Origin of the sequence: Yinghuangia sp. ASG 101, assembly GCF_021165735.1 — a bacterium.
GTDB lineage: Bacteria > Actinomycetota > Actinomycetes > Streptomycetales > Streptomycetaceae > Yinghuangia.
This window is the reverse complement of record NZ_CP088911.1, coordinates 6673428-6690331: the sequence shown is the minus strand read 5'-3', so window position 1 is coordinate 6690331 and position 16904 is coordinate 6673428. Positions and strand designations below refer to the sequence as shown.

Sequence of the window (16904 nt, the reverse complement as noted above, 5' to 3'; positions counted from 1 at the left end):
CGGCGAACGCCATTCGAGGGGTCCTCGTACGTGTGACGCCGCACCCTGTTTTCGTACGCGTGTGCGAGATCGTACGCCTCGGCAAAACGCGTCGGCCGCCCGGCTTCGCACCGGACGGCCGCTGGATCGGACCTGTCAATTCCCTATGCCGACGCCACGCCGGTCGGGGTCGTCCCCGGGCCCGCCGGGCGTGCCGTCCTTGGCGGCGGAGGCCTTCCTGCCCGCCTTGCCGCTGTTGGAGGCGGCCGTCTCGACGGCGGCGGCCGGGTCGCCGGCCTCGCCCGATCCGGCGGGAACGGTCGCCGGCACGTCGACCGGGACCACCGCGAGCGGATGCGGCACGAGTCTGGTGTTCGTGAGCACCAGCCACGACACGAGCACCGTCAGGACGATGCCGCCGAGCAGGTAGCTGTTGCCGACGAAGAACTGCCAGATGTTCCAGTCCTTCTCACGCCCGTTGTCGCGGGGCACCAGCCACATGAGCCCGAAGGGCTGGAACGGCACCTTGTCATCCCACGTGCCGAGCGCACTGATCTTCATCGGCCACGACGCGTAGAAGACGAAGAACGCCCCGACCGCCGCCCACCACAACCGGGTCGCGCGGCGGTACGCGGTATGGATCAGCAGGATGAACGCCGGGACGACCCACACCCAGTGGTGCGACCACGAGATCGGCGAAACGAGCAGGCTCAGCGCGCCGACGATCACCACGCCCAGAAGCTCGCGGCCGGCGAGCGAGGCCTTGGCGGCGGCGAGAAGGCCGAGAACGACAACAACGGCGCAGATAACGAGCCAAATGCCGGTCACCACGGTCTCGTTGTCGATCAGGCGCGTGAGCATGCCTTTGACGGACTGGTTGTTGAGGGTGCCGACGCTGAGTTCGCCGTTGACCTTGTTGCTGATCTCGCCGAGGTTGGTCCAGTACTCCTTGGACGCCCGGGGGATCATGAGGAACCCGAACGCGACGGTCGCCAGGAAAGCACCTATCGCGACACCGGCGGCCCGGAAGCGGCGTGTGATGATCAGATACACGACGAAGATCGCCGGCGTGAGCTTGAGCCCCGCGGCGATGCCGATGCCGATGCCCTTCCACCACCGCGCGTCGGGGAACGACAGGTCGACCAGCACCAGGGCCATCAGGACGATGTTGACCTGACCCCAGATCAGCGTCCACGAGACCGGCTCCAGCCACACCACCGCGGCGAAGGTGAGCAGCGTCACGCCGACGCGCCCCCACGTACGGCGGTGGCCCAGCATGCCCCACGCCGCCCACACGACGGCCACGAGCGCGACGAAGCTGGTCACGGTCATGGCCCACTGGAGACCGGCGAAGTCGAACGGGAGCTTGTAGAAGATGTAGGCGGAGAAGGGGGGGTAGATGAACGGGAGCGACCAGTCGCCGTGGTTGCTGCTATAGAGCTCGAACTGGCCACGCTCCAGCGAATTGCCCGCGCCGTAGTAGACGTTCAAGTCCAGCATTTGCCAGAAAATGACGTCCTCGGTGACGGACCACCACACCCACAGCCCGATCGTGATCAGGGCCGCCGGAATGCCGACCATGAGCAACAGTCGGCCTCTGCGGAACGTCTTGTCCTTCTTGCCGGTGAACGGGGCCCGCGGTGCGAGGGTCAGCAGCTCGCGAAAGGACGAGACGAGCACGCGGTGGAAGGACATGTCGTTTGCGGACTCCACGTAAGGCACGGACGGCCGGTGGACACGGCCGCGGTCAGGATATCGGCCGGTCGCGGCCCCGGTCGGGTTGTGCTCGCGCTGCCGGAGCTTGTGCGGCCTGCCCCGTGGGCGACGGGCGTCGGACCTGCCCGGGGCTGCCTCACCCGCGCACAATCGCCAAGGTGTACGTGCCGAACCAGCACCGTATCACCGTGCAGTCGCCCCCGTTCAGCCGGTCGCGTCGGCTTCGGCGGAGGCTCTTTCGGCGGCCAGGCCGGTGTAGAAGCGCAGCAGGTCGGGGTTGTCGACGGAGCCCGGATTGACGGCTTCGGCGACGGCGCGGCCCTGGAGCAGACGCTTCACGGGGATTTCGAGGCGTTTGCCGGTCAGTGTGTGCGGGACGCCGGGCGCCTCGATGATGTCGTCGGGGATGTGCCGGGGGGAGACACGGGTGCGGATCGTCTCCTTGACACGGGCGCGCAGCGCGTCGTCGAGTGCGGCGCCGGGGGCCAGGACCACGAAGAGCGGCATCCAGTAGTCGCCGTCCGGCTGTTCGATGCCGACGACGAGGGCTTCGGCGATCTCGGGGATGCTTTCGACGGCTTCGTAGATGTCGGCGGACCCCATGCGGATGCCCTGCCGGTTCAGCGTCGAGTCGGAGCGGCCGTGGACGACGGCGGTCCCTCGTGACGTGATCGTGATCCAGTCGCCGTGCCGCCACACGCCCGGGTAGGTATCGAAATAGCTCGCGGTGTAGCGGGAGTTGTCCGGGTCGTTCCAGAACATGGTGGGCATCGAGGGCATCGGGGCGGTGAGGACGAGTTCGCCGACCCGGTCGGTCACGGGTCGGCCCCGCTCGTCCCAGGCGTACACGGCGCAGCCGAGCAGGCGCGCCTGGAGTTCGCCGGAATACACGGGCAGCGTCGGCACGCCGCCCAGGAAGCCGCTGCACACGTCGGTCCCGCCGCTCACGGAGGCGAGCCACACGTCGGGGAGGGCGTCCTCGTACACCCAGCGGAATCCGTCGGGCGGGAGCGGGGATCCCGTCGTGCCGACGCAGCGCAGGCGCGACAGGTCGTGCGTCTCGCGCGGGCGCAGGCCGTGTTTGCGGCAGCCCATCAGGTACGCGGCGGAGGTGCCGAAGACGGTGGTGCCGGTGCGTTCGGCGACGGTCCACTGCGTGTCGGGGTCGGGGAAGGCGGGGCTGCCGTCGTACAAGACGATCGCGGAGCCGACGAGAAGGCCGCCGATCAGCAGGTTCCACATCATCCAGCCGGTGGAGGTGTACCAGAAGAACCGGTCGCCGGGGCCGAGGTCGAGGTGGAGCCCGTTGTGCTTGAGGTGTTCGAGCAGGATGCCGCCGTGGCCGTGCACGATCGCCTTGGGCAGGCCGGTGGTGCCGGAGGAGTAGAGGATCCACAGCGGGTGGTCGAACTCGACCGGCTCGTACGCGTCTTCGTGGTCGCCGCGGACGGTGTCGGCCCAGGCGACGGCTCCCGCGGGGGCCGCGTGGCCCAGGAGCGGGACGTGCACGGTCTGCCGCAGGGTGGGCAACTCGCGTGTGATTTCGGCGACTTCGGTGCGGCGGTCGATCTCCTTGCCGGCGTGCCGGTAGCCGTCCACGGCGATGAGGACCACGGGGTCGATCTGGCGCAGGCGGTCGAGGGCGCCGCGCGCGCCGAAGTCCGGGGCGCAGGACGACCACACCGCACCGACCGACGCGCACCCGAGCATCGCCACGACCGCCTCGGGGATATTGGGCAGGTACGCCGCGACGCGGTCGCCCGGCCCGACACCGATGTCGCGCAGGTGGTGGGCGAACGCGGCCACCGCGCGGCGCAGTTCGCCCCAGGTGATCTCGCGCGGGTCGAGCGTTTCGTCCAGGTGGACGACGGCGGTCTCGTCCGGGTGTGTCTCGGCGCGGCGCAGGGCGTGCCGGGCGTAGTTGAGGCGCGCGTGGGGGAACCAGGCGGCGCCGGGCATGCGGGCGTCGGCGAGGACGCGCGTGGGCGGGGCGCTGAACGCGACGTCGAAGTAGGCGCAGACGGACGCCCAGAAGGCCTCGGGTTCGTCGATCGACCAGGACCACAGGTCGGCGTAGTCGGCGAACGGGTCGATACCCCGGTTTTCGGCGGTACGCGCGGCGAAGTCCGTGATGCGCGCGGCGCGCACGCGTGCCTCGGAGGGCCGCCACAGGATCTCGGGAGCGGCGGGCGGCTCGGGCACGGTGGACATCGCGGAACCTCCGGACGGTCGTTTCTGCACCTGCCCGAGGATGCCACCCGCTCCGGCTGGGGCCGCCGTCCAACGCGCGCACGGACGGCTGACGGGCCGATCGGCGCATCGGTCGCGCCGGTGTCTTGCCCCGAATAACTGACGTACCGTCAGAATAGACCGGTGGGGTTGTTCCTGTGCCCTACCCGAGCCGCCGCGCGCCCTTTTCCGGGACCGGCGGGGCCGTACCGACACGAGGAGGCCCGCGCGATGAAGGACCGCAAGCCCGTGGTTCCCGGCTGGTTCACCACCGACGGGGAGTTCCGGCTCCTCGGCACCAAGTGCACCGCCTGCGGGACCGTGTTCTTTCCCCGGCAGGAGACGTTCTGCCGCAATCCCGCGTGTGCGGGGGGCGACTTCGCGGAGGTGCGGCTTTCGGCGCGCGGGACCGTGTGGTCGTACACCAACGCCGGCTACCGGCCGCCCGCTCCGTATGTCTCGGATCCCGACGCGGAGTGGGAGCCTTTCACGATCGTCGCGGTGCGGCTCGCGGAGGAGGGCATGATCGTCCTCGGTCAGGCCGAGCCCGGGGTGACGGTCGACGACCTGACCGTGGGCGCCGAGATGGAGGTCGTCCCCGGCGTGCTCTACGAGACCGACGAACAGGTGTTCACCACCTGGCGGTTCAAGCCGACGGGGGCCGCCGCGTGAACGACGTCGTCGTGCTCGGCGCGGGCATGCACCCGTGGGGCAAATGGGGCCGCGGCTTCGTGGAGTACGGCGTCAAGGCCGCGCGGGACGCGCTCGCGGACGCCGGGCTCGACTGGCGGGACATCCAGTTCCTGGCGGGCGCGGACACCATCCGCAACGGCTATCCCGGCTTCGTCGCGGGGGCCACCTTCGCGCAGGCGCTGGGCTGGACGGGTGCCCGGGTGTCCAGTTCGTACGCGGCGTGCGCGTCCGGGTCGCAGGCGCTCGCCAACGCGCGGGCGCACATCCTCGCCGGCCTGGCGGACGTCGCCCTCGTGGTGGGGGCGGACGCCGCCCCCAAAGGGTTCTTCGCACCCGTCGGCGGGGACCGCCCCGACGATCCGGACTGGGTGCGCTTCCACGTGCTGGGGGCCACCAACCCCACGTACTTCGGCCTGTACGCGCGCCGGCGCATCGACCTCTACGGCGCGACCGTGGAGGATTTCGCGCGGGTGAAGGTCAAGAACGCGCGGAACGGCCTGCACAACCCGAACGCGCGGTACCGCAAGGCGTTCACCGTCGAGCAGGTCGCCGCATCGCCGGTGGTGGCGGACCCCCTGCGGCTGATGGACATCTGCGCCACATCGGACGGCGCCGCCGCGATCGTGCTGTGCAGCGCGGAGTTCGCCGCCCGGCACACGACCCGCCCGGTGCGGGTCGCGGCGGTCTCCACGGTGACTCCGACCTTCCCGAGCGCGACCGTCGAGTTGCCCGACATCGCGACCGATTCGTCGGTCGCGGTGGCGCCCCCGGACCTGTCGTTCCGCGCGTCTTTGGCGCACGCCGCGTACGAGGAGGCCGGGATCGGCCCGGAGGACCTGAGCCTGGCCGAGGTGTACGACCTGTCCACCGCGCTGGAGTCGGACTGGATCGAGGACCTGGCGATCTGCGGCCGGGGCGAGGCGGAGAAGCTGCTGCGCGACGGCGCGACCGAGATCACCGGCCGCATCCCGGTCAACGCGTCGGGCGGCCTGGCGTCGTTCGGCGAGGCGGTACCGGCCCAGGCGATCGCGCAAGTGTGCGAGCTGGCCTGGCAGTTGCGCGGACAGGCGGGCGCGCGCCAGGTGCCGGACGCAAAGGTCGGCATCACCGCCAACCAGGGGCTCTTCGGGCACGGGTCGTCGGTGATCGTGACGCGGTAGCGAGCGCGCGGAAGCGAGCGCGCGGCTTGGGCAGGTGGTGTCGGCTGCCGGGCGGCCCGGGTGCCGCTCGCTCGGCACCGCGGGTTGTCCGCGCAGGTTCTCCGGCGCGGGTGCGGGCGGCGGAGGGGCGGGCGACGGTGGTCGCGTGTGTTCCCGTCGCCGCGTGCGCTCCCCCGCTCCCCCGCGACCGCGGCCTCACGCGCGCAACGGTCGTCCGGAACCGCTCCCCCGCACCCGCACACTGTCCCCATGTGGATTCGCCCCGCCGCCGAGGCCGACCTCCCCCTGCTGCGCGACATCGAGCGGGCCGCCGGCCGGTGTTTCCGTGCCGTCGGGATGGCGGAGATCGCCGACGACGAGCCGCTGTCGGTCGGCGATCTCGACGCGTTCCGGCGCGCGGGCCTCGCGTGGGTGGCGGTGGAGCGCGCGGAGCGGGGGCTCGGACGCGTTGTCGCGTACCTGGTGGCCGCGCGGGTCGACGGAAACCTCCATGTGGAGCAGGTGTCCGTACACCCCGATGCGGCGCGGCGCGGGATCGGCCGGGCGCTGATCGACCACGCGGCCCGGCACGCGGCGGAACTCGGCGTGCCGGCGCTCACGTTGACGACGTTCTCCGGCGTCCCGTGGAACGCGCCCTACTACCGCCGGATCGGGTTCCGGACGCTGCGCGACCACGAAATCACCCCGGAACTCGGGGAGTTGTGCCGTCGCGAGGCCGAACACGGGCTCGACCGGTGGCCACGGGAGTGCATGACCAGGCCCGTGTGACGTCCGCCGCCGCGGCACGAGAACGCCCTCGTGGGACGCGGCGGCCCGCGGCCGACGTGCCGGGAAGCGCCGGACGCGGCGGTGCCGCGGGTGCCTCCGTCAGCCGCGCGGGGCGAGCGCCCGCGCGGCCTCCATCGGGTCGGCGTCCGGGCCGGTGCCGAGGATGCCGAGGACGGGCACGGTGACGCCCGCGTCGACGTACTCGCGGATCCGCGCGCGGCAGTGCTCCGGTGTTCCGTGCACGATGAGTTCGTCCACGAGTGCGTCGGGGACCAGGTCGAGGGCCTTCCTGCGCTCGCCGGCCGCCCACGCGTCCCACATCGGCGCGAGCACGTCGCCGCGGCCGAGCCAGCGGTGGAACTCCGCGTAGACGGGCACGTTGAGGTACGACGTGATCATCCGGCGGCCGACCGCCCGCGCCGCCTCCGGGTCGTCCGGGCAGACGAAGATCCGCGCGACGACCTCCTTGCCGGGCCCGCCCGCGTGCACGTGCGGGACGACCGTGCGCACGTCGTCCGGCGACAGCCAGTTGACGATCGCGCCGTCCGCCTCCCGGCCCGCGAGGCGCAGCATGCCTTCGCGCAGGGCCGCCACGAACAGCTTCGGCGGGGTCTTCGGGGGCCGGGCGAGGCGGAAGCCGCGCACCGAGAACGTCTCGTACTCCTCCGTCACCTTCTCGCCGGTGAACGCCGCGCGCAGGAAGCGCACGGTGTCGCGCACGCGCTGGTACGGCCGGTCGAACGCGGCGGAGTTCCACGACTCGACGATGGCCGGCGACGCGGCGCCGATCCCGAGGTGGAAGCGTCCGGGAGCGAGGTCGGCGAGCGCGGCGGCGGTCATCGCGAGCGTCGCCGGGCCGCGCGTGTAGGGCGAGACGATCGCCGTGCCGAGCCGTACCGACGCGTCGGCGGTCGCCACCACGGTGAGCGGCGTGAAGCCGTCGTAGCCGTCGACCTCGGCGGACCAGGCGTCGGTGTAGCCGAGGGAGGTCAGCTCGCGGATCAGCCGGGGGTGGTCCGCGAGCGGCGCGCCGAGTGGGACGGTGATGCCGTAGCGGTACGCGGGTGTGCGGGTCACGTGGCCTCCACGAAGTCGACCTCACAACTACCACACGCCCGGAAAACCGCGGTCGGCATGTCACGGCCGCGGGCTCCGATTCATCGCCATATGGTCGCTTTTCAGGCGCTCGGGGCGAACGATCATATGGAGGCCCACAGTGGTTCTGCGGCATCCCGACGGGCCCAAGGCCCCGCACCGCGACCTCGTCGCCAACCCGCTCTTCTCGCGGGAACCCCTGCAGATCCCGCGCCACAAGCTGTCGGACGACGAACTCAACCCCGACACCGCGTACCAGATCATCCACGACGAACTGATGCTCGACGGCAACGCGCGGCTGAACCTCGCGACGTTCGTCGGCACGTGGATGGAGACGCAGGCCGCGCGGCTGATGACCGAGTGCGCCGACAAGAACATGATCGACAAGGACGAATACCCGCAGACGGCGGTGCTGGAGAACCGCTGCGTCGCGGTGCTCTCCGATCTGTGGAACGCGCCGGATCCGGAGGGCGCGGTCGGGTGCTCGACGACCGGTTCGAGCGAGGCGTGCATGCTGGCCGGCCTGGCACTGAAGCGGCGCTGGCGGCAGCGGCGCAAGGCGGCCGGGCTGGCGTACGACCGGCCCAACCTGGTGATGGGCGTCAACGTGCAGGTGTGCTGGGAGAAGTTCGCCAACTATTTCGACGTCGAGCCGCGCTATGTGCCCATGGAGGGCGACCGCTTCCACCTGGGCGCGGAGGAGGCGGCGGCGCTCTGCGACGAGAACACGATCGGCGTGGTGGCGATCCTCGGCTCGACGTTCGACGGCTCCTACGAGCCGGTCGCGGACATCTGCGCGGCCCTCGACGCGCTGCGGGCGCGCGGCGGCCCGGATGTCCCCGTGCACGTCGACGGCGCGTCCGGCGCCATGGTCGCGCCGTTCCTCGACCCGGACCTGGTCTGGGACTTCCGGCTCCCGCGCGTCGCGTCGATCAACACCTCGGGGCACAAGTACGGCCTGGTCTACCCGGGCGTCGGCTGGGTGGTGTGGCGCGATTCCGCGTCGCTGCCGCAGGAGCTGATCTTCAAGGTCAACTACCTCGGCGGCGAGATGCCGACGTTCGCCCTCAACTTCTCCCGGCCGGGCGCGCAGGTCGTCGCGCAGTACTACATGTTCCTGCGGCTGGGGTTCGAGGGTTTCCGGCGTGTGCAGCAGGAATGCCGCGACGTGGCGACGTACCTCTCGTCCCGGATCTCCGACCTGGGCCCGTTCGACCTCCTGACCCGCGGCGACGAACTCCCCGTCTTCGCCTTCCGCATGCGCGACGACGAGAAGCGCTTCACGGTGTTCGACGTGTCGCACGGCCTGCGCGAGCGCGGCTGGCTGGTCCCGGCGTACACGTTCCCCGAGAACCGCACCGACCTCGCGGTGCTCCGCGTCGTCGTCCGCAACGGCTTCAGCCACGACCTGGCCGACCTCTTCCTCGGCGACCTGCGCCGGCTCTGCGACCGCCTCCGCCGCGGCCCGGGAGCCACGGCCGACGAAACGGCGAGCGGCTTCCACCACTGAACGGCCCCGGGGCGGGGCACCGCGGTGTTTCCCCGCCCCGGGACTCGTGGTCGGATGGGCGCACGGACACCGTTCCGGTCGTCGGACCGGCGAAAGGAGATCATGGTGAACCTCTCGGGTGTGGGTGTGTGGAGCATGCAGCTCCGGTACGGGGACCCCGGTGAATCCGCGGAAGCGGCGGCCGAGTTGGAGGAGTTGGGCTATTCCGCGCTGTGGGTCCCGGACGTCGGCGGGCCGGTGTTCGACAGCGTCGGCCACCTGCTGGACGCCACGCGGACCGTGACCGTCGCGACGGGGATCCTGAACCTGTGGATGCACACGCCCGAGGACACCGCGAAGGGGTTCGCGTCCCTGACCGCCGCGCACGGCGACCGGTTCCTCATGGGCATCGGCGTCAGCCACGCACCGCTGGTCGACCAGGCGGGGCCGGGCACGTACCGACGGCCGCTGACCGCGATGGAGACCTTCCTCGACGGCCTGGACGCCGCCGATCCGCCGGTACCGGCCGACCGGCGCGTCCTGGCCGCGCTCGGCCCGAAGATGCTCGGCCTGGCGGCCCGGCGGTCGGCCGGCGTCCACCCGTACCTCGTCACACCGGACCACACCCGGGCCGCACGCGCGGCACTCGGCGACGACGCGCTCGTCCTCCCCGAGCAGACCGTGATCCTCTGCGCGGACCGGGAGGAGGCCCACGCCATCGGCCGGCCGTGGCTCCAGGGCTACCTCGGCATGGCCAACTACGCCAACAACCTCGTGCGCCTCGGCTTCTCCCCCGAGGAGGTCGCCTCCGCGAGCGACCGCGTCCTCGACGCGATGATCGCGTGGGGGGACGAGGCCGCCGTGCTGCGCCGGATCGACGAGCACCGCGCGGCGGGCGCCGACCACGTCGCCGTGCAGGTCCTCACCGCGGACGGCAAGGCGTTCCCCCGCGAGGAGTGGCGCAGGCTCGCGGCGGCCCTGCGGTAGAGCGCACCGGACCGGCGGTGGTCAGACCTCGTTCTCCAAGGGCGCGGAATGCCACCGCCAGTCGGGTTCGCGGGCCGGATGGCCCGGCAGCGCCGTGCGGCCGGTCGCCCAGAGGAGCGCGGGCCACGCGTCGGCGTCGGTCGGGGCCTCGGGGAACAGCCGGCCCAGGGCGCGGGCGCACAGGTCGGCGGGCGGGGTGAAATCCGCGCCGAGGCCCGTCGCGATGTCGTGGCCGTGCACCAGCGTCTCCACGACACCCATCGCGGCGAAGCCCTCCGGGTCGGCGACGCCGTAGCCGTGGAAGGCGCGCACGTGGGGCGGGCGCAGCGTCACCAGCGCGGCGAGCATCCCCGCGGTCGCCTCCAGGGCCGCGAAGAGCCCTTCGGCGCCGTTCGCGCGGTCGACGAAGACCGCGTTCGCGGGCCCGCCGGGACGCAGGGCCGCGTACCGGTACGGCGTGTCCTTGGCCGTCGGGGGCGTCGCCGGGCCGAGTTGGGACGCGTACTGCAGGAGGTCGTCGACGAGGTGTTCGGCGGTCTCCCAGCAGTCCCATTCCAGGGGCCCGGCGGGGGCGTGCCAGTCGGCGCCGTCGTGCGCGCGACGGAAGGCCGCGATCGCGAGGGCCACGGCGTACTCGACGTCGGCGGCGTTGACGGGGGTGCGGAGCGAACGGGCGGATCCGGACGAGTCGACCATGCGGGAACGCTACCCGGGGGCGGTCGGATCCGGGAGGACGCGGCGCGTTCGGCGGCGGCCCGAGCCGTCGCGGTCAGGCCCGGCCCGGCACCGCCGCCTGGTAGGCGGCGAACAGCGGCACGGTCCCGGACGCGTCCATCACGGCGCAGCCGAACGGGCGGTCGAAGGTGAGGCGGAGCACGGGCGACGGCGGGGTGAAGCTCATCAGCGCCATGCTGACCTCGGTGACCGCGGTGGCCTCGACGCCTTCCTCGTCCACGCGCAGGAGCGCTTCCTGGTCGACGCGGTCGATGTAGAGGGGGTCGGCGGACAGCGCGCCGAATTCCGCGGCGCGCCGGTCGAGGGCGAGGGCGACACCGAGGTCGGGGAGGTGGTCGTGGACGGCCAGCGAGGTGCGCAGGCCGAAGCGCGGCAGCCGCAGGACGACCTCGCTCTCGGGGATCGGGTTGCCGATGCTGCGCGGCGCCCACGCCGCGGACATCACCGGTGCCGGGGCCATGTCGGGCGGCCCGATCGCGAACCGGATGAGCGCGGGATGGTCGCCCGCGCACGGCAGTTCGACGACGTGGACGGGGCCGCCGTGCGCGCCGATGGTCCACACGTCCGCGGTCGGCACCTCGCGGAGCATCATCGGGACGCTCGCGGCGTCGCCGGTGCGGGGGTGGAAGACGGCGTCGACGGTCAGGCCGGGGTCGAACGGCTGGGCCCAACGGGCTTTCAGGGCCAAGGCGTTGACGAGGACGAGCAGCGCGTCGTCATTCGGGACACCCGGCGCCCGGTCGATCATCCCCTCGGTCGCGCGCGTGACCCACGAGTCGATCGCGGCGCGGTCGCCGAGCGGGCCGAACGCGATGTCGGGGAGGCCGTCGCGGAATTCCGCGCGCACCGGGCTCGCGCTCCAGATCCCCGTCGCGACCGCCAGGGCCTCGGTCGCGGCGAGGTCCCGGGCGACCGCGGTGACCAGCGGCTCCGCCTCGGGCCCCGCCACCCCGAGGAGGTCGGCCAGCTCTTCGGCGGTGTCGCCGAGGGCCCCGCACGAGATCGCCGCGAGGGCCAGCCACAACCCGGTCGGCGAGCAGACGACGTTGCCGCCCGCCCGCTCCACCGCCGCGTCGGACAGCAGCCGATCAAGCCACCGGGACCCCAACTCCCTGATCTCTCCGGCGTATTCGCGAACCGTCAGATCGCACTCGCCGAACGCCATCACATCGCCTCACTGTGTCGAAGATCGCCGCCTCCACACTAACGCGACGCCCCGCACGGACTGCCGGATCGTGCGGGCGCGGCGTGGGACGGGAGACAAGCCGACGGAGCACGGGGCGACGCGGCCTACCGGATCACGGGACGCTCACACCGGGTGCGTCCTTCGGCCGCGGTTGCGGCGCGAGCGTCGCGGCGGGCTCCGGGGCGTCGGGGGGCTTGCGGAAGACGCGGGTGGCGTGGATCCGGCCCAGGCCGTCGGGGATCTCGGGGTCGGGCTGCGGGAGGCCGGGGCGCAGGTGCTCCTCGACGGAGATGTACTTCAGCCCCGCGCGGAGGTCGGCGTCGTTGCGCAGGCGCACCACCAGCGGGAACTCGGCGAGTGCGGTCGTGTCGAACAAGCCGGTGGTGTAGATGAGTTGGACGCCCAGCGCGTCGGCGACGGCGCGTTGCAGCTCCAGCAGGTACGACGCGTTGGCGCGCCCGATGGGGTTGTCGAGGAACAGCGTCCCCGCGTGCCGGTGCTTCGCCCTCCCCCGGTCGTTGCTGCGCAGCGCGGCCATCGTGCAGTAGAGGCCGATCGCGGCGGTGAGCAGCTGCCCGCCCGAGAAGACGTCGCCCATCTGGCCGACCGGGACCCGTTCGGCGCGCAGCACCGAGTCGGGTTTGAGGATTTCGACCTGCACGCCGCGCGGTTCGAGCCCGGCGTGGACGGCGCGCAGGAGCAACGTCGTGCCGTCGCGGCGTACCGGAGCCGGGCCGCCTCCCGCGCGCCGGGCGTTGCGGGTGGCCTCGTCGACGACCGCGCCCAGGCGCTCGGACAGGTGCGCGGCGTCCGGGTCGTCGAAGCGGATGCGCAGGAACTCCTGCCCCGACCACTCCCCGAGTTCGTCCGGGAGCCGGGACAGGCGCTGGGCCGCGCGCAAGGTGGTGAGGGACGCGTCGACCATGCCGCGCAGGCGGTCGACGATGCTGTCGCGGTTGCGTTCGATCTGGGCCAGTTCGTCGGTGAGCACGCGCAGGCGCGGCTCGAACGCCGAGGCCCAGGCGAGCGCGTGCTCCGGGAGCGCGGAGAGCGGCAGTTCGCGGATCTGCTGGCGCGCGGGCATGCGGACCTGTTCGAAGCGGGCCGCGCCGGCGTGCCGGACGACGGCCTCGGCGTGTTCGCGGACGCGCGCCTCGGCGGTGGACAGCTCGGCCGCGGCGGCCCGGAGGGCGCGGCGGCGGGTGGTGGCCGCGTCGCGGGCCTCGGCGGGCGTGCCGTCGAACGGTTCGGGGGTCTCCTCGGCGGCGGACGGCTCGACGGACGGCAGCGTGTCGGTGAGCGACGCCGAGATCTCCGCGAAGGCCGCGGCGCCCGATTCGGCGTCGGACAGCGACCGGACCAGCCGCGCGTGCGTGTCGCGCGCGGCCTGGCGGCGTTCGGCCAACGAGGCGTGCTCGGCGGCGGCCCGGCGCAGCAGTTCCCGGGCGTGGGCGGGGTCGCGGGGCACGCGGTCTTCCGGCAGGTCGGTGTGCGCGTCGCGGCCGTCGCCGGGGGCATGGCGCTCGACCTCGCCGCGCAGGCGCCCGAGCAGTTCGTTGGCGGCGTCGGTGCGGCCTTCGAGGGTGCGTACGTGCTCCTCCGCGCGGCCCGCGGCGGCCAGCCGGGCGGGGCCGTCGGCACCGTCGGGGCCGGTCAGCAGCTCGGCGGCGTGCTTGCGCACGCGTGCCGACAGACGGTCCAACGCCGCCTGCGCCGCGGCCTGTTCGCTCTCCGCGCGGGCCTGCTCGGCCCGCAGGTCGGCTCCGACGCCGACCTTGTCGTAGAGGACCGACGCGGTGCGGTACGCCTCGCGCAGCGCGGGCAGCGCGCCGGGGGCCTCACGCGGCTCCCGGTCGTCGGGGCGGTCCTCCGCGGGGTCGGCGGCCGGCATCCGCACGGTCCCGCTGATCTCGGCGCGCTCCTCCAGCAGGGCACGCGCGGTACGCCGGGCGTCGTCGGCGGCGCGCTGCGCCTGGCGGCGGTCCTGGTCGGCGGCCCGGGCGAGGGTGAGGTTGGCCTCGGCGGCGGCGTCGTGCTCGCCGGTCTCCTGGTCGAGTTCGCGGATCCGCCGCGTCCACCCCGCGCGTTCGCGCAGTCGGAACGCGAGCCCCGCGAGCGTGTCGGCGCGGCGCCGGGCGAGTTGTGCGGCGTCCATGCGGCGGTCGCGCTGCTCGACCGCGCGGGCCCGGGCGATTTCGGCGGTCGTGGCCGCGGCCTCCGCGTCGGTGCCGGCCGCGCGGGCCTCGACCAGGGCGTCGGTGGCGGCGGAGAGGGCCGCCGTGAGTTCGTCCACGCGGCCGGCCGGGCAGATCGCGCGCCACGCGGCGAGGCGGCCCGCGAGCGCGCGGTCGCCGTCGAGCCGGGCGGCGCGGACCCGGATCGCGTCGTCGCGGTCGGTCGCGCGGCGGCGCAACGCCTGGCGTTCGGTGTCGGCGGCGCGCTCGTCGTGCATGGCGGGGTTCGGCGGCACCAGGAACACCGCGTCGGCGGACGGCTCTTCGGCGCGGTCGGCGAGCAGGGCCTCGGGGGTGCCGACGGTGACGGCCGAGCGCGGCAGGAGTGCGGCTTCGGCCAACACCTCGCGGGCGCGCGGCATTTCGTTCGCGGCGGTGACGACGACGCCGTCCACGAGGTCGGCGTGGGCGTGGAGGACGGCGGTGTGGCGTTCGGCGGGCACCGACTGCGCGAGGTAGCGCCAGCCGGGCAGGGCGGGGATGCCGTGTTCGCCGAGGAGTTCGACGGCGGCCAGGACGTCGGGGCCGGCCGGCAGCAGGCCGCCGTCGCCGAGGGCGGCCAGGATGCGGCTGTCGTCGGCGGCTTCGGTGCGCAGGTGGAACAGCGCGCGCTCGTTGTCGGCGATGGCGTCGTCGAGCAGCCCGGCGAGGATGTCGGCGGCCCGGTCGAGCACCGCGGCGGAGTCGGCCGGTTCGGCGGCGTGCGGCGGTCCGTCGTCGGCCGCGGACCTGGCGCCCTGCGCACCGCGAGCCTGGGAATCGCGCGCTCCGGGGCCGTGCGCGCCCCCGCGCGGACTCCGGGAGGCGTCGAACTCCCCGTCCAAGCTCAGCAGTTCGCCCGCCCTGGGTTCGTCGAGGAGGGCGCGGGCGGACGTGCGTACGCCCTGGAGTTCCTGCTCGGCGGAGGCCAGTCTGTCGGCGGCGCGGGCCGCGGCCAGCTCGGCGCGCCCGCGTTCGGACTCGGCGTCGCGGACGGCGGCGGTCGCGTGCTCGACGGCCGCGCGGGCCTCGTTCCAGGCCGCGGCGGCGGCCTTCTCCTCGGTCGCGGCGCGGTGTGCGGCCTCGGCCGGGTCGTCGTCCTCGGCGATCCAGCCCGCTTCGACGGCTTGGCCGAGTTCGCTGCCGACCTCGCCGAGCCGGGCGCGCAGGTGGACCGCCTCGCTGCGGGTGCGCTGCGACTCGGTCGCGGCGACCGTGGCGGCGCGCTGCGCGGCTTCGCCTCGGGCCTGCAGGTCGGCGGCGCGCTGCTCCTCCTCGTCGGCGCGTTCCGCGGCGACCGCGGCGGCGGCGTTCAGGGCGCGGACGAGGGCGCTCGCGGCGGACTGACGGGCGGCGAGCGCGGGGGCGGCGTCGCGCTCGGCGGCCTGGATCGCGGCGGCCACGCGCTCGGCGCGGTCGACGGCGGAGCGGTGGCGCAGCACGGCTTCGGTGGCGAGCCAGGCCGCGTGGGTGCCGCGTGCCTCGGTCAGTTCGCGTTTCAGCGCGGTGCCGTCGGCCTCGGCGGCGGCGAGGCGCATGCCCGCGTTCCGGTGGGTGATCTCGGCGGTGACCAGGGCCGCGTGGGCGAGGGCGCGTTCCGCGGTGTCGACTTCGTCGGCGGCGGTGGCGACCTGTTCGGAGAGTTCTCCCGCGCGGTCGCGTTCGCGCCCCGCGCGGGCCGCCAGGTCGCGTCCGAGGGCGCGGGCCTCGTCTTCGGCCGCGCGGTGTGCGGCACGCACGCGGGTGCGTTGGTCGGACGCGTCGGCGAGGGCGTGCAGCAGGCCGGTGGCGCCGTCGACGAAGTCGCGTTCGGCGGTGAGTTCGGCGCGCTGGGAGAGCTTGGCGGCGAATCCGTCGACGAGGTCCGCGAGGCCGTCCGTGTCGGCGGTGTCGGTGACCGCGCGGAGCAGCAGGTCGACGAAGTCGGCGTCGTTCTTGACCGCGAAGAGCCCGGCGGCCTCGCCCTCGTCGGCGTTCATCTCCCGCTGGTAGCGGAAGAGTTCGGGGTCGAGGCCGAGGTGGCCGAGGTGGTCGTTCCAGCGTTCGTGGATCTCCTCCCAGACGACGTCGACGTCCGGATGGAGCTTGGCGGTCTCGGCGAGCGCGTCGCGGAACCCGCGCATCGTGCGGCGGCGCCCGGACGACACGACCGGAAGGTCGTCGAGTGTGAGCCCGGGACCGGGCCGGAAGGAGTACCAGCCTTCCGCGAACTTGCGCGGGTCGGACGAGACCTGGCGTCCGCGCCACTCGCTGACCTTGCCCACCACGACGAGTTCGCCGGTCTGGGTGTGCTGCCACTCCAGGGCGACGTGCCCGCAGTCGTCGGCGAGGAGGAACTTGCGCAGGACGCCGGAGCTCGCGCCGCCGAGGGTGTTGCGGTGGCCCGGCAGCATGACCGAGAAGATCAGCTTGAGCAGCACCGATTTGCCGCCGCCGTTCTCCAGGAACAGCACTCCCGCGGGCGCGGGCCGGCGCGGCGGCCCGACCGGCTCCCCCTCGAAGAGCTGGGCCTGCCGGGGCGCCGGGTCGGGCACCGGCTCGCCGACACCGCGCAGGTCCAGCACGGTGTCGGCATAGCGCGCACCCGCGGGCCCGATGGAGAACAGGCGGACGCGGGACAGCTCGTACATCGGCGGCGGTCTTCTTTCTCGGCG

At 73.4% G+C, this 16904-nt stretch carries 11 protein-coding genes; 5 read left to right on the top strand and 6 right to left on the bottom strand.

The window, feature by feature from the left end; all coding sequences use genetic code 11:
- Nucleotides 1-135: 135 nt before the first annotated feature.
- Together LO772_RS28660 and LO772_RS28655 are read right to left on the bottom strand one after the other, a co-directional pair.
- On the bottom strand, nucleotides 136-1692 hold the full coding sequence (locus tag LO772_RS28660; protein ID WP_231774918.1) for a glycosyltransferase 87 family protein: 1557 nt from the start codon (nucleotides 1690-1692) through the stop codon (nucleotides 136-138).
- Between the two features lie 207 nt (nucleotides 1693-1899).
- Nucleotides 1900-3906: an acetoacetate--CoA ligase gene (locus LO772_RS28655; protein ID WP_231774917.1), complete on the bottom strand. Its 2007-nt coding sequence runs from the start codon at nucleotides 3904-3906 to the stop codon at nucleotides 1900-1902.
- Between the two features lie 249 nt (nucleotides 3907-4155).
- Here LO772_RS28655 and LO772_RS28650 point away from each other — a divergent pair, with 249 nt between their 5' ends.
- The 3 genes from LO772_RS28650 (at nucleotide 4156) to LO772_RS28640 (ending at nucleotide 6545) form a co-directional block, all read left to right on the top strand.
- Nucleotides 4156-4596, top strand: coding sequence for a Zn-ribbon domain-containing OB-fold protein (locus tag LO772_RS28650; RefSeq protein ID WP_231774916.1), 441 nt, complete (start codon nucleotides 4156-4158; stop codon nucleotides 4594-4596).
- Nucleotides 4593-5777: a lipid-transfer protein gene (locus LO772_RS28645; protein ID WP_443089332.1), complete on the top strand. Its 1185-nt coding sequence runs from the start codon at nucleotides 4593-4595 to the stop codon at nucleotides 5775-5777. Before LO772_RS28650 ends, LO772_RS28645 begins: the two co-directional genes overlap by 4 nt.
- Nucleotides 5778-6026: 249 nt before the next feature.
- Nucleotides 6027-6545 carry a GNAT family N-acetyltransferase gene (locus LO772_RS28640; RefSeq protein ID WP_231774915.1) on the top strand — a complete coding sequence of 173 codons (519 nt, stop codon included), beginning with the start codon at nucleotides 6027-6029 and terminating at the stop codon, nucleotides 6543-6545.
- Between the two features lie 99 nt (nucleotides 6546-6644).
- Here the strand turns inward: LO772_RS28640 and LO772_RS28635 are convergent, their stop codons facing one another.
- Complete coding sequence (locus LO772_RS28635) at nucleotides 6645-7622, bottom strand: LLM class F420-dependent oxidoreductase (RefSeq protein ID WP_231774914.1); 978 nt, start codon at nucleotides 7620-7622, stop codon at nucleotides 6645-6647.
- A 139-nt stretch (nucleotides 7623-7761) separates the two neighbouring features.
- Here LO772_RS28635 and LO772_RS28630 point away from each other — a divergent pair, with 139 nt between their 5' ends.
- Nucleotides 7762-9150 (top strand): glutamate decarboxylase, encoded by a 1389-nt coding sequence (locus tag LO772_RS28630; RefSeq protein ID WP_231774913.1) that lies wholly within the window; start codon nucleotides 7762-7764, stop codon nucleotides 9148-9150.
- A gap of 102 nt (nucleotides 9151-9252) precedes the next feature.
- Nucleotides 9253-10116, top strand: a complete 864-nt coding sequence (locus LO772_RS28625; protein WP_231774912.1) for an LLM class F420-dependent oxidoreductase — start codon at nucleotides 9253-9255, stop codon at nucleotides 10114-10116.
- Between the two features lie 21 nt (nucleotides 10117-10137).
- Here the strand turns inward: LO772_RS28625 and LO772_RS28620 are convergent, their stop codons facing one another.
- From LO772_RS28620 to LO772_RS28610, 3 genes are all read right to left on the bottom strand, one after another.
- Complete coding sequence (locus LO772_RS28620) at nucleotides 10138-10812, bottom strand: maleylpyruvate isomerase N-terminal domain-containing protein (protein ID WP_231774911.1); 675 nt, start codon at nucleotides 10810-10812, stop codon at nucleotides 10138-10140.
- 73 nt (nucleotides 10813-10885) lie between these two features.
- Nucleotides 10886-12016, bottom strand: a complete 1131-nt coding sequence (locus LO772_RS28615) for a serpin family protein (RefSeq protein WP_231774910.1) — start codon at nucleotides 12014-12016, stop codon at nucleotides 10886-10888.
- A 133-nt stretch (nucleotides 12017-12149) separates the two neighbouring features.
- Nucleotides 12150-16880 (bottom strand): hypothetical protein, encoded by a 4731-nt coding sequence (locus tag LO772_RS28610; RefSeq protein WP_231774909.1) that lies wholly within the window; start codon nucleotides 16878-16880, stop codon nucleotides 12150-12152.
- Nucleotides 16881-16904: the final 24 nt, after the last annotated feature.